The sequence below is a fragment of the Parvibaculum sp. genome, assembly GCF_030694575.1.
Classification (GTDB): Bacteria; Pseudomonadota; Alphaproteobacteria; order Parvibaculales; family Parvibaculaceae; genus Parvibaculum.
Genome location: NZ_JAUYUS010000064.1, coordinates 42,426 through 59,845, shown reverse-complemented (window position 1 = coordinate 59,845; position 17,420 = coordinate 42,426). Strand labels below are relative to the sequence as shown.

Here is a 17,420-nt window from a genome sequence, read left to right as displayed (position 1 = left end):
AGACGCGCCCCGCGTCTCTCCCGTTTCCTGACCGCCAGAGGGCAAGATGAATTTTTTCGACGACCTGTTTTCGGTGCTGCCGCAAATCGCCGCGCGGCACAGCCCCCGCGATCCCCTCTACCGCGTCCTGCAGCGCAGCGTGACGGTCGAGGTCGCCTCGAGCTTCCGGGATGTCGCGGAGGAGGGTCATCCCTTCGGTCCCTTCGGCGCTCTCTCTCTTCCCTATTTCGAAATGGGCGCGATCAATTCGCTGCATCTTTTCGGCATGGACGAGCTCATCCTCTTCGCCTTCTACCACGCCAACCGCAAGCGCTATCGCCGCGTGGTCGATTTCGGCGCCAATATCGGGCTTCACAGCATCGTCCTCTCGCGCTGCGGCTACGAGGTCCGTTCCTTCGAGCCGGACCAGCTCCATGCCGACCGCTTCCGCTACAATTGCGGGCTGAACAAGGTCTCACCCGATCTTCATCAGGCGGCGGTCTCTCTCGAGGACGGCACGGCGCAGTTCGTCCGTGTGCTGGGCAATACCACGGGCAGCCACATCAAGGGCGCGAAGTCGGCGCCCTACGGCGAGCTCGACACGATCGAGGTGCCGCTCGAAGCCGCGGGACCGCATCTCGCCTGGGCCGATCTCGCCAAGATCGATATCGAGGGCCACGAAGCCGACCTCCTCACCGGCCTGCCGCTCGAAACCTGGCAATCGACGGACGCGGTGCTCGAAGTCGGCACGCCGGAAAACGCCGCCATCGTCTTCAAGCATCTCCACGGCAAGGGCGGCATCCGGATGTTCTCCCAGATGACCGGCTGGCAGGAAGTCCATGCCCTCGAAAACATGCCCTGCAGCCACCGCGACGGCTCGCTCTTCCTCACCACGAAAGCAGGCATGAACTGGAGCGAGTGACGGGAGGGTCACCGCCGGGCGGAGCCGCGCCGCAACCCAAAATCGTCATGGCCCGCTTTACGCGGGCCATCCACGCCTGCCCCGGCGAAGGCCGGGGTCTTCGCTTCTTCTGCACTGTTGAATTTTCGCACCCGCCGGTACAGCATCCGCCATCGCAACAAGCGCGCCGTCGGAGCGCCGCACCCAGGGGGAAGACATGTCGCTCTCGCTCTACGACCTCACCGTCCCGAACTACCTGCAAACGCTCGGCGCCGTCTCGGGCTTCCTGAAGAAGGGGGCCGCCTTCTGTGAGGAGCAGGGCACCGACCCGAACGACATCGTCAAGACCTGCCTTGTCGGCGACATGCTGCCCTTCAGCTTCCAGATCGCATCCGTCGCGCATCATTCGCTCGGTGCCGTCGAAGGCGCGCAAAGCGGCACCTTTTATCCGCCCAAGGATCCCGGTACCTACACCTATGCCGATCTCCAGAAGCTCGTCGACGACACGATAGCGGGCTTCGGGAAGGTCACGCCCGATGCGCTCAACGCCTGTCAGGGCAAGGACCTCGTCTTCCATCTCGGCAAGCACCAGCTTCCCTTCACGGCGGAGAATTTCCTGCTCTCCTTCTCCTTCCCGAACTTCTATTTCCACGCCACCACGGCCTACGACATCCTGCGCGTAAAGGGCGTGAAGATCGGCAAGGGAGATTTCCTCGGCAAGATGCGCATGAAGATGTGACGCTCGACAGGAGGCATCATGCCCGCCAATCCCTTCAACCTCCCGCCACCTTATGAAGGCGGCTGCGCCTGCGGGACCGTTCGTTATCGGATCGAGGCGGAGACGCTCGGCTCGCGCGTCTGCCATTGCCGCATCTGCCAGCGGGCGATGGGCGCGCCATTCCTCGCCGTCGCTTCCTTTCCGAAAGCAGCCGTCACGGTTACGGGCGAGACGGCGCGCTGGCGCTCGTCCGAAAGGCTCTGGCGTCACTTCTGCCCGAAATGCGGGACGCGCGTGACGCTCGAACCGCTCGACGGCGACCGCCTCGGCTTCCCGCTGGCGACGCTCGACGATCCGTGTGCGATCAATCCGGAAATGCACATCTGGGTCTCCGCCAAGGTGCCGTGGCTGATGCTGAGCGACGGCCTGCCGCAATACAGGGAAGGCTCGCCCGAGCCTTACAGGACCGCTTGAAAGCGCGGCGCGCGGGTTGCTCCGCGCGCCGCTTCGTTATGCCGGTTTCCCGGCGGCCGGCCTCGTGACCTTCGTCACCTTCAGCCAGCGCAGCTCGCCGTAGCGCGAGCTCCACGAGATCGACTGTCCTTCGCCGAGGCCGAGCAGCGCCACGCCCACGGGCGAGGCGATGGAGACGCTGCCGTTCTCCGACGGGCTTTCCGCCGGATAGACGAGCCGCAGCTTTTCGCTGCGGCCCTTCATGCCGAAGGTGAATTCGACGGTCGCGTTCATCGTCACCACGTTCGGCGGCACGTGGTTCATCGGCAGGAGCCGCGCGCGGGCGAGTTCCCGTTCGAGGAAATGCGCAACCTCCGGCAGCACGCCGGCAAGGCTTTCGGCGATGTCCGACAGCGCGTCGAACTCCTCCTCGGCGACGATGATCGGCGGCATGTTTTCCGGTGCGGCCATGACGGCAATCGGGGACATGTTATGCGGCCTCCGGTCCGTCGCCGCCGGGGCGCGAGCCTTGCGCGCGGCGGCGGATTTCGGCTTCCGGCTGATGTTCGACAAGCGCGATGGCGATTTTCAGTTTCGCGCCGTTGAACAATTCGGCCTCGCAGATGTCGCCCGCCGAGCGTCCGAGCAGGGCCAGCCCGATCGGCGTCAGCGCGCTCAGGTAATGCCCGTTGGGCGTGTGCCGCGCGTCGAGCTGCAGGATGCGCCGTTCGAGCATCCGGTCCTCGATGCGGTAGCGCACGATGCTGCCGAGCGTCGCGACCGTACCCGGAATTTCCGTTCCCGGTATCACGCGCGCCTCGGCGAGCTTCGCCCGCACGAAGGGCGTCATCGGGTTCAGAAGGTCGAGCTGCTCGAAACAGACGAGTTCGAGCCGCGCATAATCATGCGAGGTGAGAAGGGGCCTTTGCTCCGGTGGAGGGGTTGCGGCCAGGACGAGTTGCGGACGGCTCGCGCCGCCGTTGCGAATGGACATGGACATACCTCGTGGCGGCGGAGCCTCGAGGGCTTGCCGGCAAGATGAAAAAGGGAGGTTTGAAGTCGATCCCCGGACGTCGCGCGCATGGAAATGCGGCGTCGGCCCGGGGCTAATGTCCCGCGAGCAACGTACCCGGCGTCGGAAGAAGGCGTGCGTTCGCTTTGCGCATAATGAGGCGAGATTAGCCCTTGCGGGGGCTTTGTCAAAGCCGCCGCATTTGCCTGCGGCCTGTGGCCCTTATGGTTGACGGAAAGTTAATCCTGCCTCACTGGCGTCATATACGGCGCTTAAAAATGCTCTTTGGCCCTCAAAGCAGGACAAAACAGTACATTCTTGGTAACCATGTCCCGCTAGCCTCATTACGGAACGTCGGACTTTTGGATGACCCGTATGGCAGAACACAAAGTTGAAATCGGCCAGACGCTGCGCGGTGCGCGGCAGGCGGCCGGGCTGTCGCTGAAGGACATAGCCGACCGGATCAGGATCAGGCCGGTCTTCCTGGAAGCGATCGAAGCCGGACAATTCGAGCGTTTGCCGGCGTTGCCGCAGACGATCGGCTTCACGCGCGCCTATGCCAAATTTCTCGATGTCGATGTCGAGCAGCCGCTGTCGCGCCTCGGCGAGGAAGTTCACCGTGATATCGAAAGCACGGATTATTCCCAGCGCGAGCTTCCCTGGTCGCAGGTGTCGCGCGCGCGGATTGCCTATGTGGCGACGGGTGCCTTTATCGGCATGGCGGTTCTCGGCGCGCTTGTTTTCGATTTCGGCACCCCGCGCAGCGAGATCGACGAAGCCGTCGCCGTCGCGGAAAGCCTGTTCGAGCCGGAAGCCTTGCGCAATCGCCGCAGTTCGACGCCCATCGCGCAACCTGCGCCGCGTGTTGCCGATGTTGCCGTGCCTCCTGCCGCGACGCAGCAGGTCTCCTATGCCCAGGAGGCCGCGCCCGCCGCCGCGCCATCCGTATACGGATCGTCTCCCGTGACGCCCGAGCTCGTGGCGATGCTCCTGCCGCCTGCCGCGCCCGCCGTTGCGGCCGCGCCCGAAGCGCCTGCCGTTTCCACGGCGGGGGCAGAGGCCTTCGCCACGGGCGCAAGCGCCTTCGCGACGAGCAATGTCTATCTGCGCGCCGAACCCGCCAATGCGGGTGCCGTGGTCGGCGTCCTCGGGTCGTGCGAGCCGCTGCGCCTTCTCGGGCAGAACGACGGCGCCCAGTGGCACCACGTCGCGCGCGCCGACGGCACGACCGGCTGGGTCTACCGGGGATATGTCGGGGACAAGGCCGCCGGCTGTTCCTGACGGGGCGGGCAGGGGGACTTATCCCCCGTGCCGGTCCGGTTCCGGATGCCGTGTGCCGCGAGCGTTGTGACGGTTTAGTGACAGATCGATGACAATGAAAACCGGCACCGGAACGATGGCGGAAATACGCCCATTTTGAATTGTGACAGTCGCGCCGTTTTCCGGTTCCGGTGTTATTCGCCGACCGGGGCGAACTGGTCCTTGGCCGGGTCGTAGATCGACAGAATGCCGGTGCCGATGCCGTAGAACCAGCCGTGGAGGCGCAGCTTTCCGGCCGCTTCCCGTTCCGCGACGAAGGGGAAAGTTCTAAGCATTTCAAGCGATTGCACCACGGCGCCTTGCTCCATCATGCGGAGCAGGCGGGGCTTTTCGAGCTCGCCGTGCTTGTGGCGCACGGAGGTTTCGACGCCGGTCGCGAGCGACATCCAGTTGGAGATGAATTCGCCCTCCGGCGGGTGTCCGCAGCCGGCGTCGTAGAGCGCCTCGATGCCGCCGCAGCCGGCGTGGCCCATCACGATTAGATCAGCAATTTCAAGGACTTTGACGCCAAACTCCAACGCCGCGCTGGTGCCGTGATAGTGGCTGTCGGGCTGGTAGGGCGGCACCAGATTGGCCACATTGCGCACCACGAAAAGCTCGCCGGGATCGGCCGAAAACACCATGGCGGGGTCGGCGCGGCTGTCGCAACAGGCGATGATCATCGCCTTGGGCTGCTGGCGTTTCGCCGCAAGTGCCTGATATCGCTCCTCATTCTGGCGATACGTGCCGGCGCGGAAGGCCTTGTAACCGGCAATCAGGCTGTCGATAGCGTCCATGATTTTCTGCCTTCACAGTTTGAGTCAGGCCTACATACACGAGCCCCCCGTCATGGGAAAGTCGCACATTCCTGCCTAAATCCGGGGCAGTTGCCTGCGAAATAACCGCTGCGGCAGGCCGCGTCTTTTCCGAAGATGTTGATGCGCCGATGCACTGGAAAAGGCCCGAAATCTGCATAGAGTCTGGCTCAAGAGCGCGAGGGCCGCGCTGATGCGATGGGGAAAGATATGTCGGTTGCTGAACTCCTCGGGAACATGTCCCTGGAGACCCAGGTTTCCGTAGGCGGACTGGTGCTTCTGTTTCTAATTCTGACGGTGCTGCATGTGAGCAGTCTGCGCGCCCAGAGAAAGCAGGAAGCGGCGCGATCGGAGCGTGAATTCAAGGCCCGTGTTGACGCGCTCATGCGGAAACTCGAGGGTAAGAGCCTCGGTCGCAGCGGCAGGCTCAATCCGGCGGTCGTCAGTTCGCGCCCGGTTCGGCGCAGCGCCGAAAAGCTCGTTCCGGCCTCGCGCTCGGGCGGTCCGGCCAAAGGCCTCGCGCGGCGCTGAAGGCCGCGCTATTTGGCCGCTGGCACGGCGTCGCCCTGGACCATTTCGCGCTTGCAAATAAAATGCGGGCGCACTAAATCACAAACGCAAAGGGGATTTGAAAAATAATCCCTTTGTTTTTGTGTGTTTTGTGTGGCAGGCGCTCGGCGCCGCATGCAGGAAGGCAGTCATGGATCGTCTGGACCAGCTCGAAAGCCAAAGCATTTTCATTTTCCGCGAGGCCTTCAACCGCATCGAGAACATCGCGATGCTGTGGTCTCTCGGCAAGGACTCCAACGTCATGATCTGGCTGGCGCGAAAGGCCTTTTTCGGCCACGTGCCGTTCCCTGTCATGCATGTCGACACGGAAAAGAAGTTCCCGGAAATGTACGAATTCCGCGACCGTTATGCGGCCGAATGGAATTTGAACTTCATCCGGGAGCTGTGCCCGCCGCTCGATACGATCGACGACACGCTGCCGCCCGCCGCGCGCTCCGCCGCGCGCAAGACCGAAGGCCTGAAGCTCGCGATCAAGAAGCACGGCTTCAATGCGCTCTTCGCCGGCATCCGCCGCGACGAGGAAGCGACCCGTGCAAAAGAGCGCGTGTTCAGTCCGCGCGGCCTCACCGGCCAGTGGGACTTCAAGGACCAGCCGCCGGAGTTCTGGGACCAGTTCAAGACCGATTTCCCGCCGGGAACGCATATCCGCATCCATCCGTTGCTGCACTGGACGGAAATCGACATCTGGCTCTACACGCAGCGCGAGCAGATCCCGACGATCCCGCTCTATTTCGCGAAGGACGGCAAGCGCTATCGCTCGCTCGGCGACAAGGACATCACGTCTCCGGTCGCGAGCACCGCGACGACCATCGAAGAGATCATCGAAGAGCTGCAGACGACGCGCGTTTCCGAACGTTCGGGCCGCGCCATGGATCATGAGTCGGAAGATGCGTTCGAGCGCCTTCGGGCCGACGGCTATCTGTAAGGGAATCCAGTCATGTCCGAAGCATCCGAAGCGAAAGTCAGGCTCGCTGCCGTGAATACGAACCCCGCCTCCTATCGCGATCTCCTGCGCATCGTCATCGTCGGCCATGTCGATCACGGCAAGTCCACGCTTGTCGGCCGCATGTTCCACGACACCGGCTCGCTCCCCGACGGCAAGTACGAGTCCATCAAGGCCATGTGCGAGCGGCGCGGCGTGCCGTTCGAATGGGCGTTCCTCATGGATGCGCTTCAGGCGGAGCGCGACCAGGGCATCACCATCGACACCAGCCAGATCTGGTTCAAGACCGATGCGCGCGACTACACCATCATCGACGCGCCCGGCCACAAGGAATTCCTGAAGAACATGATCACCGGCGCCGCCCAGTCGGACGCAGCGCTGCTCATCATCGATGCCGCCGAAGGCGTGCGCGAACAATCCCGCCGCCACGGTTACCTGCTGCATCTTCTCGGCATCCGTCAGGTCGCCGTTGCCGTCAACAAGATGGACCTGATCAATTACGAGAAGGACCAGTTCGATCTGATCGAGCAGGAATACCGCGATTATCTCACCTCCATCGGCGTGACGCCGACCTTCGTCATTCCCGTCTCCGCGCGTCAGGGCGACAACATCGTCAACCAGACGGGCGCGATGCCCTGGTACAAGGGCCCGACGGTCGTGAAGGCACTCGACAGCTTCATGCCGTCCGCGTCGCCGGTCGACCGGCCGCTGCGCTTTCCGGTGCAGGACGTCTACAAGTTCGATCACCGCCGCATCATCGCGGGCCGCGTCGAGGAAGGCCGTTTCTCCATCGGCGACGAACTCGTCTTCTCGCCCTCGAACAAAACCGCTCGTGTGAAGTCGATCGAATACTGGTCGACGGTTCCGGGCAAGAAAGCGCCGACGGAAGCCGTCGCCGGCGAGTCCGTCGGCATCACGCTCGACGAGCAGATTTTCGTGGAACGCGGCGAACTTATAAGCCATGTCGATCATCCTCCCATCGAGACGGACGTGTTCCGTGCCCGGATTTTCTGGCTCGGCCATGAGCCGCTGGTGAAAGGCAAGAGCTACCGCATCAAGCTCGGCACGCTCGAAGCGCCAGTCACCGTCCAGTCTATCGAAAGCATTGTGGACACCAGCGATCTTTCCAACTCCTCGTCCCATCAGGTCGAACGCAACCAGGTTGCCGAAATCGTCATCCGCGCGCGCCGCATGCTTGCACTCGACGAGTTCACCAAGGCGCCGAAGAGCGGGCGTTTCGTACTCATCGACAAATACGACATCGCCGGCGGCGGCATCATCTCGATGGAAGGCTATGCCGACCAGCGCGACCTCATCACGTCGCGTTCGACCAACATCACCCGCGTCGAACATGGCATCACCAACGAAGCGCGGGCCTTCCGCAACGGTCACAAGGGCGGCGTGCTCTGGTTCACTGGCCTGTCCGGCGCGGGCAAGTCGACGCTGGCCGTCGCGCTCGAGAAGAAGCTCTTCGAGAAGGGTTATAACGTCTTCGTTCTGGACGGGGATAACGTCCGCCACGGCCTCAATGCCAATCTGAGTTTTTCGCCGGAAGACCGCGCGGAAAACATCCGCCGTGTCGGTGAGGTGTCGGCGCTGTTCGCGCGTGCGGGCATGATCGCCATCACCTCTTTCATCTCGCCGTACCGGTCGGACCGCGACCGTGCACGGGCCGCGGCCGAGGCGGATTTCCATGAAATCTACGTCAAGGCCGATGTCGCCACCTGCGAGGCGCGCGACCCGAAGGGGCTCTACAAGAAGGCCCGCGCTGGCGAAATCAAGGATTTCACTGGCATTTCAGCGCCTTACGAAGAGCCGGAAAATGCGGAGTTGACGGTCGACACCGCCTCCACCCCCATCGAGGAAGCGGTCGAGAAACTCGTCAACTATGTGGAGATGAAGTTCAAGGTATAACCCTGCCTCGAAGCAGGTTCAGGCAGGGTTTTCCATGAGCATTCTCGTCACCGGCGGCGCGGGCTATATCGGCAGCCACGCTGCTATCGACTTGATGAACGCCGGGGAAAAGGTCGTCGTGATCGACGATCTTTCCACGGGGTTCGACTGGGCGGTTCAGGAGCCGGAGGGGCTCTATGTCGGCGACATCGCGGACGCGCCGCTTGTCGACAGGATCATCCGCGAGCATGCCGTCGAAGCCGTCATTCATTTCGCGGGCTCGATCATCGTTCCTGAATCGGTCGCGGACCCCCTCAAGTACTATCTCAACAACACAGCCAAATCGCGCTCGCTGATCGAACGCTGCGTGGCGGGCGGCGTGAAGCATTTCATCTTTTCGTCCACCGCCGCCGTCTATGGCATGCCGGAACAGTCGCCGGTGGACGAAGCGGCCATACTGCAGCCCATGTCGCCTTACGGCCGTTCGAAGCTGATGACTGAATGGATGCTGCGCGATGTGGCCGCCGTTCATGACATGACCTACGCAGCGCTGCGCTATTTCAATGTCGCGGGCGCCGATCCGAAAGGCCGGGTGGGGCAGTCGACAGCCAACGCAACCCATCTCATCAAGGTCGCGTGCCAGACCGCACTCGGACAACGGCCCTATATCGAAGTCTTCGGCGACGATTATCCGACGAACGATGGCACCTGCATTCGCGACTATATCCATGTGAGCGATCTCGCGGCGGCGCATACCGCCGCGCTCGGCTATTTGCGCAAGGGTGGCGACAGCATCGTCGCCAATTGCGGCTACGGCCACGGCTTCTCCGTGCGTGAGGTTCTGGGCGCGGTCGAGCGGGTGGCGGGGCACGGCTTCGAGATACGTCAAGCGCCGCGCCGGCCCGGAGATCCTGCTTCCGTCGTTTCCAATCCTGCCCGGATCAAAAGCACCCTCGACTGGACCCCGGCCTTCGACGACCTCGACACGATCGTCGCCCATGCGCTCGCTTGGGAAAAACGCCTCGCCGAGCGCAATCGCTGAGCCGCATGCCCTCTACCGGTCCCTCAGGGAATCGGGGCAACATAGCGAAATATAAATTTATTTCCGTGTTTACTGGAGGTTGTGCAATTTTCGCGCAGCCGGTCCTGCACCAACTGGAGACACATTGAGGTCATGACGACGAACGCTCCATGCGCCGTCATTCTTGCTGCGGGCAAAAGCACGCGCATGAAATCGCGTTTGCCGAAGGCCCTGCACCCCATCGCCGGAAGGCCGATGCTCGGACACGTCCTGTCCACCGTGGAGGCGCTGGGCGGCGCCCGTCCGGTGCTTGTTGTCGGTCCGGGTATGGACGACGTTTCGGGTTATGCCCGGGGGCTCGTGCCCGGCCTCACTATCGCCGTGCAGGAAAAGCAACTGGGCACAGGCGATGCAGTCCGTGCCGCCGCGCCGCATATCGGTGAAAAGCAGGATGTGGTTCTGCTCGTATTCGGCGATACGCCTCTCGTGCGGCGGGAAACACTTGCCGATATGGCGCGCCGTTGCGAGGAAGGCAGCGACATCGTCGTCCTCGGTTTCGAAGCGGCGGATCCGACGGGTTATGGGCGGCTCGTGCTGGACGGCAATGAAGTCGTACGCATCGTCGAGCACAAGGATGCGACGGACGAGGAAAGGAAGAACAGGCTTTGTTTCGGCGGGCCGATGGCCGTTCGGACGGCTCACCTTCCGGGCCTTCTCGCCATGCTCACGAATGACAACGCGCAGGGCGAGTTCTACATGACCGATATGGTCGCGCATGGCCGCGCCGCCGGTCTTGCCTGCGGTGCTGTTTTCTGTCCGGAGGCGGATATTCAGGGCGTCAACAGCCGTGCCGATCTTGCGGCGGCGGAAGCCTCCATGCAGCAACGGCTGCGTGCGGCGGCAATGGCGGGTGGCGTTACGCTGCTCGACCCGGCAACGACCTATCTGAGCTTCGACACCATGTTCGGCCAGGACGTGACGGTCGGCCAGAATGTCGTTTTCGGCCCCGGCTGCAGCATTGCGGACGGCGTCACCATCAAGGCCTTCTCGCATCTTGAAGGCGCGCGGATCGACGAGGGGGCCGAAATCGGTCCCTTTGCCCGCATCCGGCCCGGCTCGGAGATCGGGCGCAAGGCGCGTATCGGCAATTTCGTCGAGACGAAGAAGGCGAAGATCGAGGACGGGGCCAAGGTGAACCACCTGTCCTATATCGGCGACGCGCGGGTCGGCGCAGGAGCGAATATCGGCGCAGGCACGATCACCTGCAACTACGACGGCTACAACAAGTTCTTCACCGATATCGGTGCCGGTGCCTTCGTCGGCTCGAACAGCTCGCTCGTCGCACCTGTCAGGATCGGCGACGGCGCCTATCTGGGTTCCGGCAGTGTCGTGACGAAGGATGTCGCGGCAAATGCTCTTGCCGTTGCCCGCGCGAAACAAGTCGAAAAGCCGGGCTGGGCGGCGGCGTTCCACGCAAAACACAAAGACAAGAAGAAAGTGTCGGGCGAATAGCATGTGCGGCATTGTCGGTATCATCGGAACGGAACCCGTCGCGCCCACCATTCTGGAAGCGCTCAAGCGCCTCGAATACCGGGGCTACGACAGCGCGGGCATCGCGACGCTTTCGGGTGGGGAAATCTCCCGCCGCCGCGCCGAAGGCAAGCTCGCCAACCTCGAACGGCTGCTCGGGGATAACCCTCTCGACGGCACCATCGGCATCGGCCATACGCGCTGGGCGACGCATGGCGCGCCGACGGAGCGCAACGCCCATCCTCATGCGACAGACCGCGTCGCCATCGTGCATAACGGCATCATCGAAAATTTCCGGGAGCTCCGCGAGAAGCTGACGGCCGAAGGCGCTGTCTTTGCGACGGAGACGGACAGCGAAGTCATCGCGCATCTCGTGACGCATTATCTCGACCGGGGATATTCTCCCCGCGACGCTGCGGCCGCCACGCTCAAGGAGCTGGAAGGCGCCTTCGCGCTCGGCATAATCTTTCGCGGCGAGGAAGACCTGATGGTCGGAGCGCGGCGCGGTAGTCCTCTGGCAGTCGGCTATGGCGACACGGCGATGTATCTCGGCTCCGATGCTTTCGCGCTCGCACCGATGACCAATCGCGTTACCTTCCTCGAGGAAGGCGACCGTGTGGAAATTACCCGCACCTCCGCCATCATCTACGATGTTCAGGGACAGGTTGCGAAGCGGCCGATCAAGATTACGGATGTTTCCGCCGCCCTGGTCGACAAGGGCAATCATCGTCACTTCATGGCGAAAGAGATTTTCGAGCAGCCAGAGGTGATAGGTCACACGCTGTCGGAGTATCTCGACCCGCTTAACGACGCTCTGCGAAGCCAGGCATTGCCGGTCGATCTTGCTACCGTTCCGCGCATTACCATCGTCGCCTGCGGGACCGCCTATTACGCCGGTCTGGTCGCCAAGTACTGGTTCGAAAGATATGCCCGGGTTGCCGTCGAGGTGGATATTGCCTCGGAGTTCCGATATCGCGATGCGGCGCTGACGGAAGGCGGGCTCGCCATCTTCATCTCGCAATCGGGCGAGACGGCGGACACCCTGGCCGCGCTCCACTACTGCCGTGCGCATGGCCAGAAAATCCTGTCTGTCGTGAACGTGACGGAGTCTTCCATCGCGCGAGCCTCCGATGCGATCCTGCCGACTTTTGCAGGGCCCGAGATTGGCGTCGCGTCGACCAAGGCGTTCACCTGCCAGCTCACGACGCTTGCCGTGCTTGCCATCCGCACCGGTCTTGCGCGGGGTACAATCGCGAAAGCGGACGAGGCGCGTCTTGTCCGCACGCTGATGGAGGTGCCGCGCCATGTGGCGGAGGCGCTGGCGAGCGACGAACAGATTCAGGCATTGAGCGCCGATCTCGCCAAAGCGAGGGATGTGCTTTATCTGGGGCGCGGACACAATTACCCGATCGCGCTCGAAGGAGCGCTGAAGCTCAAGGAAATTTCCTATATCCACGCCGAAGGGTACGCTGCCGGTGAACTCAAGCACGGTCCCATCGCGCTGATCGACGAAGAAGTGCCGGTCGTCGTCATCTCGCCGGTCGATGCCCTTTTCGACAAGACGATCTCGAACATGCAGGAAGTGATCGCGCGGGGCGGGCGGGTTGTTCTGATTGCCGACAAGGCGGGCATCACTCGCGCGGGCGAAGGTCTCTGGGCAACCATCGAAGTGCCCCCGGTCGATCCGCTCATAGCGCCGATCGTGAACGCGATTCCGGTGCAGTTGCTCGCCTATCACACGGCGGTTTCCAAGGGGACCGACGTCGACCAGCCGCGCAACCTTGCGAAGTCGGTGACGGTGGAATAGTCGCGATTCGGTCCTTTTTGCGAAGCCCGTACTCCACCCTCTCTTCTAACTAGCTGTTATTTATAACAAATCCATCTCCTGCTCCGCGCTCTGGAGCGGCGTGATAGATTTTCCGCAGGTCACCAGCTTATCGCGTGTCGGGGAGGGCCGGTTGATGCGGCGTCCAGAATGCGAGGCAAGATGAGCGGAAAAGGGCACGTCTTTGCCGTTTCCCTTCTCGTGGCGTTTTTCGCCCTTTCTCCAACCACCTCGCGCCCGGCGCAGGCGGGTACCGCGGCCGAGGAAGCGGCTGCGCTGATGAAAGCCGGAGCCGACGCCATTGAACTCGGCCAGTACGACAGGGCAGCAGTCGACTTTTCCAACGCGCTCGACAGTGGCGGCCTGACGCCCGAGGGGCGCGCGGTCGCCTATCATCACCGGGGCGTCGCCTTCCAGAAGATCGGCCAGCAGGACGCCGCCATTGCCGACTATACAAGGGCGATCGAAACAAACGCCTTGCCGCCCTCGGTGCTGTCGCGGGCCTATTACAACCGCGGCATCGCCTACGGCAATGCCGGCAAGGGAGACGAGGCGGAGAAGGACTATCTGAAGACGGTCGAACTGACACCCAACTATGCGGCCGCCTACCACAATCTCGCCAATCTGGAACGGCGCCGGCAGGCCTATGCGGAGGCCATCGAGCATTATTCGGCCGCCATCGACAACATGCAGGGCAGGGAGCGCAAGCTGCCATTATTCGGCCGCGCGCTGGCGCTCGAACAGACGGGCGATCTTGAGCGTGCCGCCGCCGATCTCCGGCAAGCCCTTGCCCTGGACCCGGAATTCGAATTGGCGAACACGAAGCTGACGGCGCTCTCTCCTCAGCTTGCGTCCGCGGCGGAAAACAATGAGCCGCCGTCCGCCAAGCCCGTGCCGGAAGTTCTGCCATCCACCGTTGCGCCATTCCAGGCCGCGTCTTCCGGCCATGAAGGCGGGAAGGTTATCCGCATTGCCAGCGTTGGCGGCTGGCGGACGACGGCGACCCGTTTTCCGCCGCCGGAGCCCGGCGCGAAGGCCATGGCGGCGGCCGATGACAATGACACCCTCATAACCGGATCGCTCAGGCCGGCGGAGGCGCTTCCCGAAGCGCGGCAAGCTCCGGCGACCAAGAAGCAGGCTGCGGCTTCGAAAGACCCGTCATCGGCCGGGCATGCGCGCTACCGTCTGCAGCTCGGCGCTTTCCGGGAGCCCGATCTTGCCGCGCAGGCCTGGGAGGAAATCTCCCGCCAGGCTTCTGTTATCCTCGGTCGTTTCGACTATGCGATCCAGAAGGCGGACCTTGGCGAGCGCGGCATTTTTTATCGGCTGAGAACCGGTGCTTTCGAAGGGGTCAGCGAGGCGAGAGCCACCTGCAAATCTCTCGAAGCGCGCAAGATCGAGTGCATCGTCGTCGACGGATAGCGCGCCGGTCGCTTCATTCGGTGCATGACGTAGCGGCAGCGCGGGTGATGTCGGCAGTTCCTCCTGGCGGTTGTAGCGAACCGGCATTCCTCGATAAACTCCCCTCCAACAATAACCAGACGGTTTGGGAAAGGGAGACGTATGGCCCAGCAGACGGTGGGACTTACAGCATTTGGCGGATATATCCCGCGGCTTCGGTTGCAGCGAAAGGCCGTTGCACAGGCAAACGCCTGGGTGGCGCCCAACTTCCTCGGCAAGGGGAAGGGCGAGCGCTCGATGGCGAATTGGGACGAAGACGCCGTCACGATGGCAGTTGAAGCGGCCCGCGATCTGCTCGGCCCGGACGACGACCGCAGCCATGTGGACGCGCTCTATTTCGGCTCGACGACGATGCCGTTCAAGGACCGCCTCAACAGCGGCATCATCGCGGCCGCGCTGACGCTCAGCGAGCAGGTTCGCGCGGTCGATGTGGCGTCGACGCAGCGTGCCGGCACCTCGGCACTGATGCAGGCGCTTTCGGCAGTGAAGGCCGGGGAGGCGAAGCACGCGCTGGTGCTCGCATCCGATCATCGGAAAACCAAAGCGGTCACCGCCCAGGAACTCGATTTCGGCGATGGCGCCGCCGCCGTAACGGTGGGTACGGACAATGTGATCGCCACCTATCTCGGCGGGGCGAGCCTCACCGTCGATTTCGTCGACCATTTTCGCGGCGGTACGGAAGAGTTCGACTACAACTGGGAAGAACGCTGGATTCGCGATGAGGGGTTCGCGAAAATCGTTCCCCGGGCAGTGAAGGCTGCCCTTGAGAAATCCGGTGTAAGTGCCGGAGATATCAAACATTTTGTTATGCCGTGCAGTTTCGGCGACAAGTTCGTCCAGCAGCTTGCGAAGCGTTCGGGCATAGCCCCGGAGGCAGCGCGGGACACGCTTGCGGCAAATTGCGGCGAGACCGGCGCGGCCCATTCGCTCGTCATGCTCGTTCACACGTTGCAGAAGGAAGCGAAGCCGGGCGACAAGGTCATGGTTCTCCATTTCGGCGGCGGTTGCGACGCCCTCGTCTTCGAAGTGACCGACAAGCTCTCGAGCCAGGCCGGCAAGCGCGGCATTGTCGGCTCGCTCGCCAATCGCACCGAGGAAACCAACTACCTCAAATTCCTGACCTTCAATGGCCTCATTGAATGGGAAAAGGGAATGCGCGCCGAGCAGGACAAGAAGACCGCGCTCACCACGCTCTACCGCAACGAAGACATGCTGATGGGTCTCGTGGGCGGGCGGTGCACGGAAACGGGTGTCATCCAGTTCCCCAGGTCCCGCATTTCGGTCAATCCGAACAACCATACGGTCGACACGCAGGAGCCTTACAAGTTCGCCGAGAAGAAGGCGAAAATCCTCTCCTGGTCCGCGGACTTCCTCTCCTTCAGCATGAACCCGCCGAACCATTACGGCATGGTCGTGTTCGAGGAAGGCGGCCGGATCATGATGGATTTCACGGATGTCGAGGCCGGCACGGTCGATTCCGGCATGGAAGTGAAGCTCGTCTTCCGGATCAAGGAATTCGACGAGAAGCGCGGTTTCCGGCGGTATTTCTGGAAGGCGGTTCCTGTCGCGGCGAATGCAGCAAAATCACAAACGGGCCAGGCGGCCGAATAGGGAGAAACGGACATGGCGGCAGGTATCAAGGACAAGGTCGCGATCCTCGGCATGGGTTGCTCGAAGTTCGGCGAACGCTGGGATGCGGGTCCGGAAGAACTGATGGTCGAGGCCTATCTCGAAGCCATGCAGGATGCCGGTATCGAGCCGACGCAGCTCGATGCGGCCTGGTTTTCGACCCATATCGACGAGATCGGCACCGGCAAGGGCGGCACGCCGCTTTCGGTCGCGCTGCGGCTTCCGAACATCGCGGTGACCCGCGTGGAAAACTTCTGTGCCTCCGGCTCGGAAGCCTTCCGCGGCGCCGTTTATGCGGTGGCCTCCGGAGCAGCCGATATCGCACTCGCGGTCGGTGTCGAGAAACTCAAGGACACGGGCTATGGCGGCTTGCCGGTCGGCAACATGGGCACGCTCAATCCGCAATGGTCGCCGTCGGGCTCCGCGCCGGGCAACTTCGCGCAGCTCGCCTCCGCCTATCGGGCGAAGCATGGCGTCAGCAAGGAAGACCTCAAGCGCGCGATCGCGCATGTTTCCGTGAAGAGCCATGCCAATGGCGCGAAGAACCCCAAGGCCCATCTCCGCAATGAAGTGACCGAAGACCAGGTGATGAATGCCCCGATGATCGCCGAGCCGCTTGGTCTCTTCGATTGCTGCGGCGTGTCCGACGGCGCGGCGGCGGTGATCGTTACCACGCCGGAAATTGCCAAGGCCATGGGCAAGAAGGACATCGTCACCGTGAAGGCGATGCAGCTTTCGGTTTCGAACGGCCTCGAATCCCAGCATAACAGCTGGGACGGCAGCTACTTCCATACGGCGCGGATCGCGGCCAAGAAGGCCTACAAGGAAGCCGGCATCGACAATCCGCGCGAGGAAGTCAGCATGATGGAAGTGCATGACTGCTTCTCGATTACGGAGCTCGTAACCATGGAAGATCTTTTCATCTCGCCCGAAGGTGGTGCGGTGAAGGACGTCATGGACGGGTTTTACGACGCCGACGGCAAGGTTCCATGCCAGATCGATGGCGGCCTGAAGTGTTTCGGTCATCCCATCGGCGCCTCGGGTCTTCGGATGGCCTATGAAATGTATCTCCAGCTTCAGGGCCGCGCAGGCGAGCGGCAGCTTGCCAACCCGAAGATCGGCCTTACCCACAATCTGGGCGGCGCGCCTTCCCAGAACGTCTGCTCGGTAACGATCATCGGTGCCCAGGGCGCCTGACCCGCCGGAAAATCCATGCGAGGAAAAGGCCGGGGTTGTTCCCGGCCTTTTTTATGCCTTGGTTGGTAATGACATTCCTTTTCCGAAGCAGGATTCTCCCGATTCCTGTACAGTTCGAACCCCATCCGGGGCCGGAGCCCGTCTCGCCAATTGCTCTTTAACTCACCCATCTTT

At 62.6% G+C, this 17,420-nt stretch carries 16 protein-coding genes; 13 read left to right on the top strand and 3 right to left on the bottom strand.

Annotated features, from left to right (window positions below):
* The first annotated feature begins 46 nt into the window (after positions 1-46).
* The 3 genes from Q8S60_RS09740 (at position 47) to Q8S60_RS09730 (ending at position 2,072) form a co-directional block, all read left to right on the top strand.
* Positions 47-901 (top strand): FkbM family methyltransferase, encoded by an 855-nt coding sequence (locus Q8S60_RS09740; protein ID WP_305277802.1) that lies wholly within the window; start codon positions 47-49, stop codon positions 899-901.
* A 196-nt stretch (positions 902-1,097) separates the two neighbouring features.
* A complete protein-coding gene (locus Q8S60_RS09735) occupies positions 1,098-1,619 on the top strand; it encodes a DUF1993 family protein (RefSeq protein ID WP_305277801.1) in 522 nt (173 codons plus the stop codon).
* Positions 1,620-1,637: 18 nt separating this feature from the next.
* Positions 1,638-2,072 (top strand): GFA family protein, encoded by a 435-nt coding sequence (locus tag Q8S60_RS09730; RefSeq protein ID WP_305277800.1) that lies wholly within the window; start codon positions 1,638-1,640, stop codon positions 2,070-2,072.
* A gap of 36 nt (positions 2,073-2,108) precedes the next feature.
* Here the strand turns inward: Q8S60_RS09730 and rnk are convergent, their stop codons facing one another.
* A complete protein-coding gene (rnk, locus tag Q8S60_RS09725; protein ID WP_305277799.1) occupies positions 2,109-2,540 on the bottom strand; it encodes a nucleoside diphosphate kinase regulator in 432 nt (143 codons plus the stop codon).
* Between the two features lies 1 nt (position 2,541).
* Positions 2,542-3,045: a GreA/GreB family elongation factor gene (locus tag Q8S60_RS09720; protein WP_305277798.1), complete on the bottom strand. Its 504-nt coding sequence runs from the start codon at positions 3,043-3,045 to the stop codon at positions 2,542-2,544.
* Positions 3,046-3,438: 393 nt separating this feature from the next.
* Between Q8S60_RS09720 and Q8S60_RS09715 the strand changes: the two genes are divergently transcribed.
* The gene (locus tag Q8S60_RS09715; RefSeq protein WP_305277797.1) at positions 3,439-4,344 is read left to right on the top strand and encodes a helix-turn-helix domain-containing protein; all 906 of its coding nucleotides are present in this window, start codon (positions 3,439-3,441) and stop codon (positions 4,342-4,344) included.
* A 173-nt stretch (positions 4,345-4,517) separates the two neighbouring features.
* Here Q8S60_RS09715 and Q8S60_RS09710 read toward each other — a convergent pair whose 3' ends face one another.
* Positions 4,518-5,159, bottom strand: coding sequence for a carbonic anhydrase (locus Q8S60_RS09710; protein ID WP_305277796.1), 642 nt, complete (start codon positions 5,157-5,159; stop codon positions 4,518-4,520).
* A 228-nt stretch (positions 5,160-5,387) separates the two neighbouring features.
* Here Q8S60_RS09710 and Q8S60_RS09705 point away from each other — a divergent pair, with 228 nt between their 5' ends.
* The 9 genes from Q8S60_RS09705 (at position 5,388) to Q8S60_RS09665 (ending at position 17,246) form a co-directional block, all read left to right on the top strand.
* Positions 5,388-5,708 carry a hypothetical protein gene (locus tag Q8S60_RS09705; protein WP_305277795.1) on the top strand — a complete coding sequence of 107 codons (321 nt, stop codon included), beginning with the start codon at positions 5,388-5,390 and terminating at the stop codon, positions 5,706-5,708.
* A gap of 169 nt (positions 5,709-5,877) precedes the next feature.
* Positions 5,878-6,672: a sulfate adenylyltransferase subunit CysD gene (cysD, locus tag Q8S60_RS09700; RefSeq protein ID WP_305277794.1), complete on the top strand. Its 795-nt coding sequence runs from the start codon at positions 5,878-5,880 to the stop codon at positions 6,670-6,672.
* A 12-nt stretch (positions 6,673-6,684) separates the two neighbouring features.
* Entirely contained in the window at positions 6,685-8,604 is a 1,920-nt protein-coding gene (cysC, locus tag Q8S60_RS09695) for an adenylyl-sulfate kinase (RefSeq protein WP_305277793.1), read from the top strand.
* 34 nt (positions 8,605-8,638) lie between these two features.
* Complete coding sequence (gene galE / locus Q8S60_RS09690) at positions 8,639-9,625, top strand: UDP-glucose 4-epimerase GalE (protein ID WP_305277792.1); 987 nt, start codon at positions 8,639-8,641, stop codon at positions 9,623-9,625.
* A 132-nt stretch (positions 9,626-9,757) separates the two neighbouring features.
* Positions 9,758-11,116, top strand: a complete 1,359-nt coding sequence (gene glmU, locus Q8S60_RS09685) for a bifunctional UDP-N-acetylglucosamine diphosphorylase/glucosamine-1-phosphate N-acetyltransferase GlmU (protein ID WP_305277791.1) — start codon at positions 9,758-9,760, stop codon at positions 11,114-11,116.
* Position 11,117: 1 nt separating this feature from the next.
* Positions 11,118-12,941 carry a glutamine--fructose-6-phosphate transaminase (isomerizing) gene (gene glmS, locus Q8S60_RS09680; protein ID WP_305277790.1) on the top strand — a complete coding sequence of 608 codons (1,824 nt, stop codon included), beginning with the start codon at positions 11,118-11,120 and terminating at the stop codon, positions 12,939-12,941.
* Between the two features lie 180 nt (positions 12,942-13,121).
* Positions 13,122-14,381, top strand: coding sequence for a tetratricopeptide repeat protein (locus Q8S60_RS09675; RefSeq protein WP_305277789.1), 1,260 nt, complete (start codon positions 13,122-13,124; stop codon positions 14,379-14,381).
* Positions 14,382-14,522: 141 nt separating this feature from the next.
* On the top strand, positions 14,523-16,031 hold the full coding sequence (locus Q8S60_RS09670) for a hydroxymethylglutaryl-CoA synthase family protein (RefSeq protein ID WP_305277788.1): 1,509 nt from the start codon (positions 14,523-14,525) through the stop codon (positions 16,029-16,031).
* Between the two features lie 12 nt (positions 16,032-16,043).
* A complete protein-coding gene (locus Q8S60_RS09665; protein WP_012111999.1) occupies positions 16,044-17,246 on the top strand; it encodes an acetyl-CoA acetyltransferase in 1,203 nt (400 codons plus the stop codon).
* Positions 17,247-17,420 lie beyond the last annotated feature (174 nt).